The sequence below is a fragment of the Nocardia sp. NPDC051981 genome, assembly GCF_040680715.1.
Lineage (GTDB): Bacteria > Actinomycetota > Actinomycetes > Mycobacteriales > Mycobacteriaceae > Nocardia.
Map to the genome: position 1 here is coordinate 595,107 of NZ_JBFAXK010000001.1, position 16,721 is coordinate 611,827.

General features: G+C 68.0%; 15 protein-coding genes. 8 read left to right on the forward strand and 7 right to left on the reverse strand.

From position 1 onward, the window contains the following. Positions 1–40 precede the first annotated feature (40 nt). From AB0L60_RS02530 to phoU, 5 genes are all read left to right on the forward strand, one after another. Positions 41–1,027: an acyl-ACP desaturase gene (locus AB0L60_RS02530; protein ID WP_364605998.1), complete on the forward strand. Its 987-nt coding sequence runs from the start codon at positions 41–43 to the stop codon at positions 1,025–1,027. A 137-nt stretch (positions 1,028–1,164) separates the two neighbouring features. Further along, the gene (locus tag AB0L60_RS02535; RefSeq protein WP_364606001.1) at positions 1,165–1,938 is read left to right on the forward strand and encodes an alpha/beta hydrolase; all 774 of its coding nucleotides are present in this window, start codon (positions 1,165–1,167) and stop codon (positions 1,936–1,938) included. Between the two features lie 294 nt (positions 1,939–2,232). After that, positions 2,233–3,381 carry a tRNA dihydrouridine synthase DusB gene (gene dusB, locus AB0L60_RS02540; protein WP_364606004.1) on the forward strand — a complete coding sequence of 383 codons (1,149 nt, stop codon included), beginning with the start codon at positions 2,233–2,235 and terminating at the stop codon, positions 3,379–3,381. A 264-nt stretch (positions 3,382–3,645) separates the two neighbouring features. Beyond that, positions 3,646–5,796, forward strand: a complete 2,151-nt coding sequence (locus AB0L60_RS02545; RefSeq protein ID WP_364606007.1) for an LCP family protein — start codon at positions 3,646–3,648, stop codon at positions 5,794–5,796. Between the two features lie 110 nt (positions 5,797–5,906). Then, on the forward strand, positions 5,907–6,578 hold the full coding sequence (phoU, locus tag AB0L60_RS02550) for a phosphate signaling complex protein PhoU (protein WP_364606010.1): 672 nt from the start codon (positions 5,907–5,909) through the stop codon (positions 6,576–6,578). 56 nt (positions 6,579–6,634) lie between these two features. On the opposite strand, the gene AB0L60_RS02555 is transcribed toward phoU, so the two are convergent. The 7 genes from AB0L60_RS02555 to AB0L60_RS02585 form a co-directional block, all read right to left on the reverse strand. After that, complete coding sequence (locus tag AB0L60_RS02555; protein WP_364606013.1) at positions 6,635–8,251, reverse strand: MFS transporter; 1,617 nt, start codon at positions 8,249–8,251, stop codon at positions 6,635–6,637. A gap of 325 nt (positions 8,252–8,576) precedes the next feature. After that, positions 8,577–9,353 carry a phosphate ABC transporter ATP-binding protein PstB gene (gene pstB / locus AB0L60_RS02560; RefSeq protein ID WP_040854892.1) on the reverse strand — a complete coding sequence of 259 codons (777 nt, stop codon included), beginning with the start codon at positions 9,351–9,353 and terminating at the stop codon, positions 8,577–8,579. A gap of 12 nt (positions 9,354–9,365) precedes the next feature. Next, a complete protein-coding gene (gene pstA / locus AB0L60_RS02565) occupies positions 9,366–10,265 on the reverse strand; it encodes a phosphate ABC transporter permease PstA (protein WP_354830962.1) in 900 nt (299 codons plus the stop codon). Next, positions 10,262–11,233 carry a phosphate ABC transporter permease subunit PstC gene (gene pstC / locus AB0L60_RS02570; RefSeq protein ID WP_364606018.1) on the reverse strand — a complete coding sequence of 324 codons (972 nt, stop codon included), beginning with the start codon at positions 11,231–11,233 and terminating at the stop codon, positions 10,262–10,264. Before pstC ends, pstA begins: the two co-directional genes overlap by 4 nt. Positions 11,234–11,347: 114 nt before the next feature. Next, entirely contained in the window at positions 11,348–12,466 is a 1,119-nt protein-coding gene (gene pstS / locus AB0L60_RS02575) for a phosphate ABC transporter substrate-binding protein PstS (protein ID WP_364606021.1), read from the reverse strand. A 230-nt stretch (positions 12,467–12,696) separates the two neighbouring features. Next, positions 12,697–13,593 carry a mycothiol synthase gene (mshD, locus tag AB0L60_RS02580; RefSeq protein ID WP_364606024.1) on the reverse strand — a complete coding sequence of 299 codons (897 nt, stop codon included), beginning with the start codon at positions 13,591–13,593 and terminating at the stop codon, positions 12,697–12,699. Continuing rightward, positions 13,593–14,348: a response regulator transcription factor gene (locus AB0L60_RS02585; protein WP_364606027.1), complete on the reverse strand. Its 756-nt coding sequence runs from the start codon at positions 14,346–14,348 to the stop codon at positions 13,593–13,595. Before AB0L60_RS02585 ends, mshD begins: the two co-directional genes overlap by 1 nt. Positions 14,349–14,594: 246 nt before the next feature. Here AB0L60_RS02585 and AB0L60_RS02590 point away from each other — a divergent pair, with 246 nt between their 5' ends. The 3 genes from AB0L60_RS02590 to AB0L60_RS02600 all read left to right on the forward strand — a co-directional run bounded on the left by AB0L60_RS02590 (position 14,595) and on the right by AB0L60_RS02600 (position 16,690). Continuing rightward, positions 14,595–15,470: an LmeA family phospholipid-binding protein gene (locus AB0L60_RS02590; RefSeq protein WP_364606030.1), complete on the forward strand. Its 876-nt coding sequence runs from the start codon at positions 14,595–14,597 to the stop codon at positions 15,468–15,470. Then, positions 15,467–15,925, forward strand: a complete 459-nt coding sequence (locus AB0L60_RS02595; RefSeq protein WP_364606033.1) for a thioredoxin family protein — start codon at positions 15,467–15,469, stop codon at positions 15,923–15,925. The genes AB0L60_RS02590 and AB0L60_RS02595 overlap by 4 nt, the downstream gene beginning before the upstream one ends. 255 nt (positions 15,926–16,180) lie before the next feature. Continuing rightward, on the forward strand, positions 16,181–16,690 hold the full coding sequence (locus AB0L60_RS02600; RefSeq protein ID WP_364606036.1) for a DUF4395 domain-containing protein: 510 nt from the start codon (positions 16,181–16,183) through the stop codon (positions 16,688–16,690). Positions 16,691–16,721 lie beyond the last annotated feature (31 nt).

Here is a 16,721-nt window from a genome sequence, read left to right on the forward strand (position 1 = left end):
AGGGTACGACAGCACTACGCACGACACGAAGGGCACACGTATGGCAAAGGATCTGACTCAACTCGAGCTGCTGACGGAGTTGGAGCCGGTTGCCGAGGAGAACGTCAATCGCCACCTCTCCCTGGCCAAGGAATGGCACCCGCACGACTACGTGCCGTGGGACGAAGGTCGAAACTTCGCCGCCATGGGTGGTGTCGACTGGGATCCGGAACAGTCGAAGCTGAGCGAGGTCGCCAAGGCGGCCATGATCACCAACCTGCTCACCGAGGACAATCTGCCGTCCTACCACCGTGAGATCGCCGAGAACTTCTCGCAGGACGGGGCCTGGGGCACCTGGGTCGGTCGCTGGACCGCCGAGGAGAACCGGCACGGCATCGTCATGCGCGACTACCTGGTCGTGACCCGCGGCGTCGACCCGGTCGCCCTCGAGCAGGCCCGCATGATCCACATGACCAACGGGTTCGCCTCGCCCACAGAGGAACTCGAGCGGCTGTCGAACAATGCCGGCTTCCTCTACTCGGTCGCGTACGTGACCTTCCAGGAGCTGGCCACCCGCGTCTCGCACCGCAACACCGGCCGTGTCTGCGACGACCCGATCGCCGACCGCATGCTGCAGCGCATCGCCGCCGACGAGAACCTGCACATGATCTTCTACCGCAACATGTGCGGTGCTGCCCTCGACCTGTCGCCCGACCAGACCCTCGAGGCCATCACCCTCATCCTGGAGAACTTCCAGATGCCCGGCGCCGGTATGCCCAACTTCCGCCGCAACGGCGTGCTGATGGCCAAGCACGGCATCTACGACCTGCGTCAGCACCTCGAAGAGGTGGTGAACCCGGTGCTCAAGAAGTGGCGGATCTTCGAGCGCGACGACTTCACCGCGCGCGGCGAGGAGATCCGGGAGCGCCTGGGCACCTTCCTCGAGAAGCTGGGCAAGGACGTCGTGAAGTTCGAGGAGCAGCGCGACCGCATGCTGGCCCGTGAGGCCGCCAAGCGCGAGAAGGAGCTGGCCGCCACCGGCAGCTAGCGGTTGCGGGCTGCGAATAGGCCACGGCCCCTCCGGATTTCGATCCGGAGGGGCCGTTTCGCGCCCCGCGCGCGACTCACAGCAAGCTCACCGGGATTCCGCAGCCGATCCAGGCCCGCAGGCCCGATCATGACTGCATGAGCCTCGACACCCGGGTCCGCACGGCGAATGTGGTGCTGCTGCACGGGCAACCGGGCGATCGGTCCGACTGGGACGCGGTGACCGCCCGGCTGCCCGGATCGCTCACCGCCCTGGCCTTGGACCGTCCCGGATACGGTGACAATCCGGAACCGGCGGGATCCATCGAGGACAATGCCCGCTGGCTGCTCGAGCGGCTCGATCACGAGGGCATCGACCGTGCCGTCCTGGCCGGACATTCGTACGGCGGGGCCGTCGCGCTGGCGGCCGCGACGATCGCGCCGCACCGGGTACGCGGACTGGTACTGGTCTCCAGCGTGGGGCCGGGTTGCCTGACCGCCTGGGACGAACTGCTCGCCGCACCGTACGCCGGCACCGCACTGGCACTGACCGCGTGGTCGGTGCTGCCGTGGCTGGCGCGCAAGGGCCTCGACCACAGCCCGGCCGGGACCGCCACCGGGACCGCGCTCGCGCTGCTCGCCGGCGTGCACCACCGGCACGGTCCGGTGTGGCGCAGTTTCCTGACCGAACAGCGGGAAATGTTCGACACGCTGGACCGGTGGACGGCGCGGCTCGCGGACATCCGCGTGCCGGCCTTGATCCTCGCCGACCCCGCCGATAAGGTCGTGCCGATCTCCACCTCCCACGCACTGTGCGAGCAGTTGCCCTGTGCCCGAATCGATCTGATCAGTGGGGGTGGCCACCATCTGCCACGACGGCTGCCCGGCGCCGTGGCCGCCCGGATAGGCGACTTTGCCGACTCGTTGGACTGAACCGATGCTGGCTGACGCACCTGGTCCTGCCGTACGGGCTCTACTACTTCGTCGCGCCGATCGACGGCGAGCAGCGCGCCATCCTCGGCTATCACCTGGGCCGCTCGATGCCGGGCGATCTGCGCAGTGCGATCCACCTCGGGGTCGGGCTCGCGGTGTGGCCGGCCTGGCACGGTGCTCGCGGTCGCCGTGGTGCGCCGCCGCGGCCTGCGCATGTGGTGACCCGTGTGACCGGGGGCACTGCGGGCGGTACGCGGCTCTGGCCGCGAGCGCGCGGATGAGAGACTGGACGACGTGACTGCCTCGCTCGAAGCCCCCAAGACCGAGCTGCGGATCGGGCCCTACCCGCTCGATCCGCCGGTCGTGCTGGCCCCGATGGCTGGCATCACCAATGTCGCCTTCCGCACCCTGTGCCGCGAATTCGGCAGCGCCACTTCGCTGTACGTGTGCGAGATGATCACCGCCCGCGCCATCGTGGAGCGCAACGAGAAGACGCTGAACATGATGGCCTTCGGGCCGGACGAGTCGCCGCGGTCCATGCAGCTCTACGGCGTCGACCCCAAGACCCTCGGCGAGGCGGTGCGCATCGTCGTCGGCGAGGGCTGGGCCGACCACATCGACATGAACCTGGGCTGCCCGGTGCGCAAGGTCACCCGCCTCGGCGGCGGGTCGGCGCTGCCCTACAAGCGGCGGCTGTTCCGCGAGATCGTGCGCGAAATGGTCGCGGCCGCAGGCGATGTGCCGGTCACCTTCAAGTTCCGCATCGGCATCGACGACGAGCACCACACCTACCTCGACACCGGCCGGATCGCCGAAGCCGAAGGCGCCGCGGCGGTTTCGCTGCACGCCCGCACGGCCGCGCAGCTGTACTCCGGGCAGGCGGACTGGTCCGCCATCGCCCGGCTCAAGGAGACCGTGACCAGCATCCCGGTGCTGGGCAACGGCGATATCTTCACCGCCGACGACGCCCTGCGCATGATGGCCGAGACCGGCTGCGACGGCGTGGTCGTGGGCCGCGGCTGCCTGGGCCGGCCCTGGCTGTTCGCGGAGCTGAGCGCCGCCCTGCGCGGCGAGCCGATTCCGGAGGGCCCGACCCTCGGCAAGGTCGGCGAGATCCTCTACCGGCACGCCGCGCTGCTCGTCGAGCACGACGGCGAGGACAAGGCCATGCGTGATATCCGCAAGCACATGGCCTGGTACCTGATGGGCTTCCCGGTGGGATCGGCGCTGCGCCGGCAGTTCGCCACCGTGACCAGCCTGGCGCAGATCGCGGATCTGGCCGGGCAGCTGGAGCCGGACGTGCCGTTCCCGGCCGACGCGCTCGGCCCGCGCGGGCGCCAGGGTTCCCCGCAGACCAAGGTGGCCCTCCCCGACGGCTGGCTCGACGACCCTGAGGACGCGACCGTGCCCACCGCCGCCGACGTCATGCACAGCGGCGGCTGAGTCATCTACTGCGGCGGCTGAGTCGTCGACAGCGGCGGCTGATCGCTCCCCGTTTCGAGTTCGATCCGATCACCGCCCGGCGCAGCTCCCGGGCGTTGTGGCGACGCCCTGGCACACTTTGCGAAGCGTGCCCAACCGGGCGTGCGACATACCCGACAAAGCAGAAAAACCGCCCTCACCTGCGGTGGACATACGTTCGAGTGGTCCGTCGTGGCGAAATCGTTATCATGGCCCTCGGCATCAGAAGCAAAGTGAGGTTCGTTGGTGGGTGACGATCGGTACGGGCGTACGCCACGACCCGGCGGTCGCGCCCCCTGGGAGCGCTACCACGCGGACGGGGACGATCCGGCGCGCACCGGCCGCCGCTCGCGGCACACCGACGACGCCGAACCCGCTGCCGCCGCACCCATTTCGGTCCAGGACCTGGTCGAGCGCGTGGACAGCGAACGCCAGACCCGCCGGCGCCGCGCCGAACCGGAGACTCCGAACGAACCCGAAGTCGAGGCGAGCAGCGAAACCCCCGGGCCGAACGGCTCGGCACCCGTGCCGCCGCAACCGGCAGCCCCACCGGCTCCCGTGCCCGCCACCGGATCGCAGCCGGCGGCCTCGACCGGCGCGCAGCCCGCGGCGAACACCGGGTCCCAGCGCACTGTGCGCGACACCAGCCACCTACGCCGGGTCGCGAGCGCACCGGGCAATCGCGGCGCGCGCCCGGCCGACCCGACCGCGGATCCGGTCACCGTGGAACTGCCCCCGGTCGCCGAGACCGCACCGCCACCGGCCGCACCCGGCGCGGCCGCCCGCACCCGGGCGCTGCTCGCGCGAAAGGTCAAGTCGCCCGCCGACTATCCGACCACCGCGCTCCCGGCGGCCGTGGGACCCGCACCGGCCAAATGGGTTTCGAGCACGCGCCGCCGCCGCAACCGGCGGCTGCGGCTGGCCGGCCGCGCCACGCTCGCCCTCGTCGCCGTCATCGCGCTCATCGTGACCGGCACCGGCTGGAGCTACCTGCGCGCCAAGGACAGCAATTTCCAGCAGGTTTCCGCACTCGACGACAACTCACCCGACGTCGTCGACGCCGACGGCCAGACCGGTGACGAGAACTTCCTCATCGTCGGCACCGACACCCGCGCGGGCGCCAACGGCAGCCTCGGCGCGGGCAGCGTGGACGACGCCGAGGGCGCGCGCTCCGACACCGTCATGCTGGTCAATATCCCCGCCAACCGGTCCCGCGTGGTCGCCGTCTCCTTCCCTCGCGACCTGGACGTCTCCCGCCCGGTCTGCGAGGGCTGGGACAACGACAAGGCCGCCTACAGCAGCGAGAAGTTCCCCGCAGCCGACGGCGACAAGCTCAACGCCACCTACGCCCTCGGCGGGCCCAAGTGCCTGACCAAGGTGATCACCAAACTGTCCGGCCTGAAGATCAACCACTTCGTCGGCATCGACTTCTCCGGCTTCGAATCCATGGTCAACGTGGTCGGCGGCGTCGAGGTGTGCACCACCAAGCCGCTGGTCGACGAGATCCTCGGCACCGTGCTCACCACGCCGGGCAAGCAGGTCGTGAACGGCTCCACCGCACTGGACTACGTGCGCGCCCGGCACGTGTACGGCGAGGAGCGCAGCGACTACGACCGCATCAACCGGCAGCAGCGGTTCCTGTCCTCGCTGCTGCGCAGTGCGCTGTCGAGCAAGGTGCTCTTCGATCCGGGCAAGCTCAACGGCTTCATCGATGCCTTCGCCAAGCACTCCTTCATGGACAACGTCAGCACCAAAGACCTGCTGACACTGGGCCGTTCGATGCAGAAGATGCAGGCCGGGGCCATCACCTTCCTGACCGTCCCCACCGCGGGCACCACCTCCTACGGCAACGAGATCCCGCGCGAATCGGATATCAAGGCCATCTTCCGCGCCATCATCGACGACCAGCCGCTGCCCGGCGAGAAGAAGACCGACCCGCCGCCCAGCGCCAGCACCGCGCCCGTGGCCAAGCCCAAGCTGGCTGCGGTGGATCCGAGCACCTTTTCGGTGCAGGTGTCCAACGGCTCCGGCCAGGCGGGCATCGCGAGCACCACGGCGACCAAGCTGGCCGCGCAGGGCTTCCAGATCTACAGCACCGGCAACTACGCCGACGGCACCTCGCCCAGGACCAAGGTCCGCTATTCCAGCGGCCACGAGGCCGAGGCCGGGACGGTGGCCAGTGCCATTCCGGGCGCCATCCTGGAACCGGCGGGCGGGCTGGGCAGCATTGTCGAAGTGGTCGCCGGCTCCGATTTCACCGGCACCGTGAAGGCGCCCACCGCCTTCGGGCAGCCGCTGCCCGACACGCCGAGCGATTCCGGCGGACCCAGTGCGGCTCCGGTCACACTTCCGTCCGATCTCGAGCACGTCAACGCCGCCGACGACCTCTGTAAGTGACCGCGCGTCCCACTGGCCGGAACTGCGGCATCGACGCTGGAACCGACCGGCACCGACGGTTAACCCGCAGTTGGTGACTTGGTCAGCGGTCGGCACTAATGTCTTGAATCATGCGTGTCATCTACAACGAACAAATGGCCGAGCTCGCCGATCTGCTCGGCGGCATGGCCGGGCTCGCCGGATCGGCGATGGAGCGGGCCACCCAGTCCCTGCTCACCGCCGATCTCGAGCTCGCGGAGCAGGTGATCACCGAATACGACCGCATCGCCGAGATGATCCAGCTGGCCGAGGAGAAGGCCTTCGCGCTGCTGGCCCTGCAGGCCCCCGTCGCCGGTGATCTGCGGCAGGTGGTCAGCGCGATCCAGATCGTCTCCGATGTGAACCGGATGGGCGTGCTGGCGCTGCACGTGGCCAAGATGACCCGGCGTCGCTTCCCGGCGCACGCTGTGCCGGAGGCCGTCAACAGCTACTTCGCCGAGATGGGCCGGGTCGCGGTCAAGATGGGCGCCACCGCCAAGGAGGTGCTGGAGTCCCGCGATCCCGAGCGGGCCGCCAAGCTCACCGACGACGACGAGGCGATGGACGACCTGCGCAAGCACCTGTTCACGCTGATCATGGACCGCGACTGGCAGTTCGGCGTGGCGGCGGCCGTGGACGTGGCCCTGCTGGGCCGCTACTACGAGCGCTTCGCCGACCACGCCGTCGAGATCGGGCGTCGCGTGGTGTTCCTGGTCACCGGCGTGCTGCCGCCCGACCCGGACTCCGAGAAGGAAAGCATCTAGGACGAGGAAGGAGGGAGTTCCGGGGCGACCCCGGAACTCCCTCCTTTCGGTGCGGGTCAGTCCTCGCCGGACTCGCGCCAGCCCATCAGGATCGATCGACCTCGTTCGGGGCGCCACGGGAGCGTCGCGGCCACGATGACCGCGCACACCACCAGGGTGCCGACCGCGACATAGGACGCGGCCTCGGCGCCCTGCATGGCCGCGACCTTCATGGCATGAATCAGCTCCGACTTCGCCTGCGCCAGTAGCGGATTCACCGGCGCCTTCACGATCCCGATGATGCTGATGGGCGTATTGCCCGCCAGTTCCTTCTGCTGCGCGTTCATGATCTGCGCGGGAATCGCGTCGATCCGGCCGCCGATCTTCCCGGCGTAGACCGAGGTCATGATCGAGCCCAGCAGGGCCACCCCGAGCGCGCCGCCCACCTCACGTGTGGTGTCGTTGACCGCCGAGCCCGCCCCCGCCTCCTCGATCGGCACCGCGCCCATGATGGATTCGGTCGCCGGCCCCTGCACCACCGCGAAGCCCAGGCCCATCAGGATCATGGACACCACAACCGGTCCCAGATAAGGGGTTTCGACGGTGGTCCGGCCCGCGATGTACATGGCCACCGCCAGGATCAGCAGCCCGGACACCAGCATGGCCGTGGTGCCCACCCGCTGCGCCAGCATGGTCGCGATGGGTGCGCCGAAGCCCACCGCCACCGCGAAAGGCAGTGAGTGGATGCCGAATTCGAGCGGCGAGAGCTCCTTCACGCCCTGGAAGTACTGGGTGATCAGGAACAGGAAGCCGAACGCCGAGAAGTAGGACACCGTGATGGCCAGCGACGGCAGCGCGAAGCGGCGATTGCGGAACAGCCGCATGTTCAGCACCGGCGTGGGCACCCGCAGCTCCCAGCCCACGAACGCGGCCAGCAGGGCGATCGAAAGCAGATAGCCCGCAAGGCTTTCGGTCGCGAACCAGCCATGCTTGGGGGCCTCGATGATGGACCACACCAGCGCGGTCACCCCGGCCAGGGACAGCAGGATGCCGATCCGGTCGAGCCGATCCACCTGGTCGGCACGGGATTCCGGCACGGTGGCCAGCACCGCCCCGATGCCCACCAGCGCCACGGGGACATTGATCCAGAACACCGAGTGCCAGGAGAAGTACTCGAGCAGCCAGCCACCGACGGTCGGGCCGATGGCGACGGCGATGCCGGCCATGGCCGTCCACAGCGCGATGGCGGCGGCGCGTTCGCGGGCCGCGGTGAAGATATTGGTGATGAGCGCCAGCGTGGCCGGGAAGACCACGGCCGCGAACACGCCCATGCCGGCGCGCGCGGCGATGACCTGTCCGAGGCCGGAGGAGAGTGCGCCGGCCGCGGACATGACCGCGACGCCGCTGAGTCCGATGATCATGAACAGCCGTCGCCCGAACCGGTCGCCGAGGTGTCCCATGGCGAGCAGCAGGCCGGAGAAGGCCAGGGTGAACGCGTCCACGATCCATTGCAGGCCGCTCATGTCGGCCTGCAGCTGTACGGCCATGGACGGCAGGGCCACATTGACCAGCGTGTTGTCCAGGACCACCAGCAATTCCGCGAGACAGATGGCGATCAGGGCCGCCACCTTGGCCCGCTGCGGCAGTTCCGCCGCGGCCTGTCCGGATCCCGGGCTCGCCGTTGAGACGGTCATCCGACACCTCCTTACTAAACCAATCGGTTTACCAACGAGGGCAGGTTAACTGTTACCGTCAGTTGCACACAATGGCATGCTCGGAAGATATGACCTACGACACGTTCCGGCCTGAGCCACGACAAAGGAAGAAGCGGCCCAGCCTGCAAGAGCCGGACCGCTTCCTGACGCCGAATCGTTCGTGGCAACTGATTTCATGCCGACCGGGGTAACTCCCCGGGTACCCCCGAAATTGGTTCGGCGACCAACCGGCGGCACGCATACACGACCGCCCACGGCTCTCAGCCGTGCGCTGAAGGCACGGAGAGGCGGGCGAGTCTGTTCTTTAGCCGAAGCGACCCGAGATGTAGTCCTCGGTCTGCTTCTGCGACGGGTTGGAGAAGATCTTCTCCGTCTCGTCGATCTCGATGAGCTTGCCGGGCTTGCCCTGCGCCTCCAGATTGAAGAATGCGGTCTGGTCACTCACACGCGCGGCCTGCTGCATGTTGTGGGTGACGATGACGATGGTGAACTCCTTCTTCAGCTCGGTGATCAGATCCTCGATCGCGAGCGTGGAGATGGGGTCCAGCGCCGAACACGGCTCGTCCATGAGCAGCACGTCCGGCGACACCGCGATGGCGCGGGCGATGCACAGACGCTGCTGCTGACCACCGGAGAGGCCGCCGCCCGGCTTGTCGAGGCGGTCCTTGACCTCGTTCCAGAGGTTGGCGCCGCGCAGCGACTGCTCGGCCACCTCGTCCAGCTGGGACTTGTTGCGAATGCCCTGCAGCTTCAAGCCCGCCACCACATTGTCGCGAATCGACATGGTGGGGAACGGGTTCGGCCGCTGGAACACCATGCCGATGGTGCGGCGCACGCCGACCGGATCGACCTGGGCGCCGTAGATGTCCTCGCCGTCGAGCAGCACCGCGCCCTCGACACGGGCCTCCGGGGTCACCTCGTGCATGCGGTTGAGCGCGCGCAGCACGGTCGACTTGCCACAACCGGACGGACCGATGAACGCGGTCACGCTGCGCGGCAGCACCGTCAGCCCGACATTGGCGACCGCATGGAACTTGCCGTAGTAGATATTGAGGTCTTTGACGTCAATTCGCTTGGCCATCAGTCTTTCCTTCTATCGGTTCCGCGTCAGCAGCTTGTTGACCGCCGCGGCGGCGAGGTACAGCAGCGCGATGATCAGGATCAGGGTCAGCGCCGCACCCCAGATGCGCTCGCGGCCGGCGGGCTCCGGATTCGACAGCTCCTGGTACATCAGCAGCGGAAGCGAGGCCATATTGCCGTTGAAGACATCGAAGTTGATGGCCTTCGAGTAACCCACCAGCACCAGCACCGGCGCGGTCTCACCCATGACACGGGCGACGGCCAGCAGCATGCCCGAGATCATGCCCGGCGCGGCGGTCGGAATCACGATCCGCACAATGGTTTTCCACTTCGGAATGCCGAGGGCGTAAGAGGCTTCCCGCAATTCGTCCGGAACCAGCTTGAGCATCTCCTCGGTGCTGCGCACCACCACCGGCAGCATGAGCAGCACCAGGGCCAGCGACACCGCGAAGGCGCTCTGCGGGTTGCCGAAGGTGGCGATCCACAGCGCGAAGATGAACAGCGCGGCCACGATCGAGGGCACACCGGCCAGGATGTCCACCATGAAGGTGGTGGTCTTGGCCAGCCAGCCCCGGCCGTACTCGACCAGGAAGACGGCGGCCATGATGCCGAGCGGCACCGCGATGATCGCGGCGATGCCCGACTGCACGATGGTGCCGTAGATGGCGTGGTAGACACCGCCGGCGTGCTGATCGGGCAGCACACCGTTCTGCGACTTGGTCCACCAGTCGATATTGGCGACGGCCTTCGCGCCCTTCTGGATCACCACGTACAGCACCCAGAGCAGCGGCACCAGGGCCAGGCCGAAGCACAGCCAGACCAGGCCGGTGGCGACATTGTTCTTGAGCCGGCGGGCGACGCTGACATGCCGGAAGGTCGGCGCCTTGATCGGCTTGTCGAGTGTGGTGGTCATCCGTTGACCTTCCCGCCGGCCGCCAGCCGAGCCAGTGCGTTGACGACGAACGTCAGAGCGAACAACACGAAACCGGCGGCGATGTAGGCGCCGGTCGGCAGCTTCGAGCTGAATTCCGAAGCGGCCGAGGCGATCTTGGAGGCGAAGGTGTAGCCGCCGTCGAACAGCGACCAGTGGCCGGCCTTGGTCGAGGTGCGCAGCACGATCAGGACCGCGATGGTCTCACCGAGCGCGCGGCCCAGGCCGAGCATGGAACCGGCGATCACGCCCGAGCGGCCGAACGGCAGCACGGTCAGGCGCACCACTTCCCACTTGGTGGCGCCCAGCGCCTGCGCCGCCTCGATCTGCGAGCGCGGGGTGAGGCCGAAGACCTCACGGCTGACGGAGGTGATGATCGGCAGGATCATCACCGCCAGCACCACACCGGCGGTGAAGATGGTGCCGCCGCCGGCGATGCTGACGTTGCCGTCGGAGAACAGGAACAACCAGTTCAGATTCCTGTTCAGGAAGTCCTGGAAGGGCCCCAGCTTGGGAGCCACGACCAGGAGACCCCAGAGACCGAACACGATCGACGGCACGGCCGCCAGCAGATCCACGATGATCGAGAACGGCCGTGCGAGCGCCTTCGGCGAATACTGCGTCAGGAACAGCGCGATGCCCACACCGATCGGCACGGCGATCGCCAGCGCGAACACCGAGCTCAGCACCGTGACCATGAACAGGTCCTTGATGCCGAAGCGCAGGTTGTTCTCGTCCTTGACGTTGAACTCGGTGGTGGTGAAGAAATTCGCCTTGTTCGCCATGATCGAAGGCCACGCCCGGATCAGCAGGAACAGTGCGATCAGGGCGATGGCGGCGACGATGATCCCGCCGGCGGCCGTGGCCGCCGAGCGGAACGCGAACTCCGCGCCGAACTTCGTGGGTGCGCCGCGCCCCGCGGCCGGTTTGGTGCTGGGTTCGGTCGGCATCAGCGCAGTATCCCCCGGCAGTTGGGCACGGTCATCCCTCGGGTCGGTCGAAACGGACAGACCCGAGGATGCAGCTTCATCGTGCACGGTCATCGTGGTTTTTCGATCAGGCGATCACTGAATGGCGTTGATCGCGGTCGTCAGCTTGGTCTTGAACGCGTCCGGCAGCGGCACGTAGCCGGCGTCGGCGAGACCGGTCTGGCCGTTGCCGACCGCCGAGGTCAGGAACGCCTTGACGGCCTTGGCGGTGTCGGCGTCGCTGTACTTCGAGCAGACGATCTCGTAGGTGGCCAGCATGATCGGGTACGCGCCCGCGGTGGTGGGCTTGTAGATCGAGCTGTTGTCCAGCACCAGGTCGTTGCCCTCACCCTTGACCTTGGCGGCGTCGACGGCCTTGCCCGCGGACTCGGCGGTCAGCTCGACCGGCTTCGGGTCGTTGGAGGTGGCGGTGGTCAGCACGCGCACGGTGGACAGCTTTTGCGCCTTGGCGAAGGACCACTCGGTGTAGGTGATGGTGAACTTGGTGTTCGCGACCGCGCCCGAGGTGCCGTCCGAACCCTTGGCGCCCTCACCGACGCCACCGTTGAACGCCTTGCCCGCGCCCTTGGTGTAGCCACCGGCGGCGGTCAGGTACTTCTGGAAGTTGTCGGTGGTGCCCGACTCGTCGGAGCGGAAGATCACGCCGATCTTGTCCGACGGCAGCTTGTCGGCCTTGTTGGTGTTCAGGGCCTTGATCTGCGGGTCGTTCCAGGTGGTGATGTCACCGGAGAAGATCTTGGCGAGGGTCGGCGGGTCCAGGACCAGGTCGTCCAGGCCGGGGATGTTGTAGGCGACGGCGATCGGGCCGAAGACGGCCGGCAGGTTCCAGGCCGGGCTGCCGCAGCGGCCGGCGGCCTTGTCGGTCTCACCCTTGGCGCTGTCCAGCGGCGAGTCCGAACCGGCGAAATCGGTCTGGTTGCCGATGAATTCGTTCACGCCGGCGCCGGAGCCCGAGCCGGTGTAGTCCAGCTTGGCGCCGCTGCAGTTCGCCTGGTAGGCGGCGACGAAGCGGTCCATCGCGTTCTTCTGGGCGGTCGAGCCGCTGGCCTTCAGCGACGACTTGCCGCCACACGCGACGTCGATCTTGGCGGCGCCGCTGGTGGTGCTGTTGTTGTCACTGCCACACGCGGACAGAGTCAGGGCACCGGCCGCGGCCAACACACCGAGCAGGGCGCTGCTGCGCTTGAGATTCACCTATTCCTCCGGGAATCACGATTGCACGTCCAACCCCTCAACGGTCGGACGGGCGCGATCTGGCGGCTGTTCGCTGCGAACTAGCGCACCGGGCAGCGGTCTGCGGCCCACTTGCAACGTAAGGGCGCCTGGTTGACAGTTGGACCAGCGCAGGTGAACGAGAGATGAACAACCCACCCTCTTTGCGGCACACCGGATGTGACATTAGCCGCACTGTTGCCGAAGGGTTTTCAGGACCCGCTCGAGTAGGCGACGTCGATGTGGAATCGACTGAAACCGAGCCGGGTGTAGGTGTGAACGGCCGCGGTGTTGTCACCCTCGGTGTAGAGCAGCACCGCGCCGAGACCGCGGTCCCGCAGATAGTGCAGACCCGCCAGGGTCAGCAGCCGGCCGAGACCGCGCCCCTGCGCATCGGGGTCGATGCCGACCACGTAGACCTCACCGATCGGCGGGGACTCGTCGGAATGCACCTTGGTCCAGTGGAATCCGAGAACGCGGTCCGGCCGCGCCGGATCCACGGCGATGAACAGGCCCTTGGGATCGAACCAGGATTCGGCGCGGCGGGCGTCGATATCGCGCTCGGTCCAGCCGCCCTGTTCGGGATGCCAGGAGAAGGCCGCGCTGTTCACACGCAGCAGTTCGGCATCGTCGGAAGGCCCTGTGTAGGTGCGCAGTTCGAGTCCGTCGGGCACCGTCAATTCCGGTAGCTCCGAATTAGCCAATTCTCTTCGCATTTGCCACAATTCACGCGAAACGGACAAGCCCAACCGGGCCGCCACCACCCGCGCGGGCGGCAGGTCACCGTGCGCCCAGACCCGCGCACCCGGCCCGCCCGCGGCCAGTGCGGCGGCCACCAGACCTGCGCCGATCCCGTTCCCGCGGGCCGCCGGATCCACGGCGACCTCCGCCATGGCCGGATGCTCGTCATGGGCCGGAACCAGATTCGCGTACCCGGCGACCACGCCATCGCGGATGTCCACCAGATGTCGTGCGGGCGAATCATTTCCGAGCGAGAGCACCGCTTGTTCGGATACCGGTGCCACACCGTCGGCGGCGGTGGCGCGCTCCAGGACCGCGCGCACCTGCGCGGCGGTCTCGGCGGGCAGGCGGTCGGTCCAGGAGGTCATCAGAGCGCGCCGTTCGCCGTGGTCAATTCGGAGTCGTCGGTGCCGTCGGAGTCGGGGAAGGCGACCGCGTCGCCCTTACCGGCCGTGCGCGCGGGACGCACCGCCTTGTAGCCGACATTGCGGACCGTACCGATCAGCGACTCGTATTCACTGCCCAGCTTGGCGCGCAGGCGTCGCACGTGCACGTCCACGGTGCGGGTGCCGCCGAAGAAGTCGTAGCCCCAGACCTCCTGCAGCAGCTGGGCACGGGTGAACACCCGGCCGGCGTGCTGCGCCAGGTACTTGAGGAGTTCGAACTCCTTGTAGGTCAGGTCGAGCGGTCGGCCGCGCAGCCGGGCGGTGTAGGTGCCCTCGTCGATCACCAGCTCGCCGAGGGTGATCTTGCCGGTGTTCTCCGGGCTGGCGACCCCGCCGTTGCGGGCCACCAGCAGGCGCAGCCGGGCGTCGAGTTCAGCGGGCCCGGTGCCGGGCAGCAGGATGTCGTCGAGTCCCCAGTCCGCGTTCACCGCGACCAGACCGCCCTCGGTCAGCACGGCCACCACCGGCACCGACGATCCGGTGCTGCCCAGCAAACGGCACAGTCCCCGCGCGGCGGCCAGATCGGTGCGGGCATCGACCAGCGCCACATCGGCGGAACCCGCCTCGAGCAGCGATGCCACCTCGGTCGGCGCGGGTCGCACGTGGTGCGGCAGCAACGCCAGCGACGGCAACACCGACTCGGGGTTGGGGTCGGAGGTCAGCAGGAGCAGCTCCATGAGGGCCCTCCATCCCATCTGGCATGTGTGTGGCTACCGCACTGTCCGCCACTACCTCATGCAGGTCATCACAGGTAATCGCTGCCTACATTAGCGTGTCTCGGCCGACACCCTCGTATTCCGGCCAGCCGTCGCAACCGTTCGGTCCGGTCCGCTTCCGATTCACCCGTCATTCACCGGGCCGCGACCGGCCCGAGTCGGACGTCTGCGGGTGGTAACGACACACCTCCCTATTAGGGTGCAGCTATGCGTTTCCGGAGGCTGCTCATCGGACTGCTCTGCCTGGCAGGGCTGGCCGTCCTACTCGATTTCGGGGTAGCGGCGTATTCCGAGTACCGGGTCTCGCGACTGCTGCGGACCGGTTCGGACCTGAGCGCCGATCCGGAGATCACCATTCACGAGTCGCTGCGGCACCCGTTCGTCGCCCAGGCGCTGGACGGTCAGTACGGAAATATCGATGTCCGCGCCCGCGCCATGCGCCCGGACATTCCCGGCCGGATCACGGTCGAGGCCAATCTGACCGGCGTGCACCTGTCGATGCGCAATCTCATCGACGGCGATGTGGGCCAGGTCCCGGTGGACGAGGTGCAGGCCCGCATGCGCATCGAGCCGACCGAGCTGGGCCGGCTGTTCAAGATTCCGGACCTGCAGGTCTTCGGCCCGCCCACCGACAAGTCCGACGGCTCCGGCGGTTCCGGCAGTGTCCCCACGACCAACGGGGGCACCATCATCCTGGAGGGCACCGTGCCGGTCGGCCCGGACGCCGACACCGTGGCGGTCACCGACCCGCGCGGCGACGGCGGCGAGAAGGTGACGAAGAAGAAGGTGCACGTGCTGGCCGATCTGCGGCTGGTGGGCGACGAGGTGCGGATCACCGCCACCGCCATCGCGGGCCGGGATCTGCAGGCCGACACCGATTCGGTGCTGCCCGACCAGGACCGGATCGTCATCCCCGAGCAGGACCGGCCCGCGGTGCTGGCCCGCTTCACCCGTACCCTCGACACCAAGAACATGCCGTTCGGCATCGTCCCGACCCGGGTCCAGGCCAGCGGCGGGCAGATCGTCGTGGAGGGCGTCGGCCGCAATGCGATCGTCGACCTGGACAGGTTGCAGAAACAATGATCGCGATCGTGATCCTGGTGGTCATGCTGGTCCTGGCGACCGGCGTGGGAATCCTGGTGCGCCGCAACGAGGGTCGCGTGCGCGCCGCCGCCGCGCCGAATCCGCCTGAGCCCGAATCGAATCGGGCCGCACTGCTGGCCGCGGCCGGCGTGATCCCGGGACGGCCCGCCGTGCTGCACTTCTCGGCCGACTGGTGCGGCCCGTGCGCGGCGGTGCGCCGGGTGGTCGCGTCGGTGGTCGGCGAGCTGGAGTCGGCCGAGGTGCCGCCACTGGATCTCGAGGTCGACATCGACGCGTATCCGGAGCTGGCGCGCGAGCTGAACGTGCTCTCGCTGCCCACCACTTTCGGATTGGATTCTCGAGGATTGGAACGCTTCCGTATCTCCGGCGTTCCGAAGGCGGCGGATCTGCGCACGTCATTGGCCCCTTTAACGGTCGCCGGCTCCGCTGAGTGATCAGCATTACGGACCCCGGGTCCAATTTCCCCCGAAAATTGGGTAAACTCCCTCTCGTGCAATCCAACCGCGAGCTGATGCTCACCCGACGCCGCACGGTAGACCTGTGCCGGCTCGGTGGTTGTTGCTGCCTGTGCCGCTAGCCGGTCGGCCTTTCGTATTCCTCTGTCGCCGACCGGATTTGTCCCGCTGTCGAGAGATCGTTTCGATCCTCCGGCGATCTGGCCAATACACCTTCAGCGCAGGAGTACTCCCATGTCGAACCCTCATCCGAGCACATCACCCGCAGGACAGGTGGATGTCCGCGGCCCCCGCTTCGCCGCCTGGATCACCACCGCGGTGCTCGCCCTCGTTCTGATCCTCGCCGCCGTCTCGGTTCCCGCCGCCACCGTGCTGCTGGCGCTGCAGGCCATCGTGTTCGGCCTGGGTGCGGCCTATGGTCCGCGCCGGAGCCCGTACGGCCGGGTCTACGCCACCGTGGTCGCCCCGCGCGTCGGTGCGCCGACCGAGCTGGAACCCGTTGCGCCGCTGCGGTTCGCGCAGCTGGTCGGCCTTGCCTTCGCGGTGCTGGGCGTGCTGGGCTTCGCCGCCGGCAGCCCCGTGGCGGGCGCGATCTTCACCGGATTCGCGCTGTTCGCGGCCTTCCTCAACGCGGCCTTCGGAATCTGCCTGGGCTGCAAGATCTATCCGCTGGTCGCGCGGTTCCGCTCGTCCCCGGGCAGCGCCGTCCCGACCTCGACCAGCTCCGTGAACTCCTCTGTCTGACCCCCGACCGTCCATCCCTCAACCACACGAA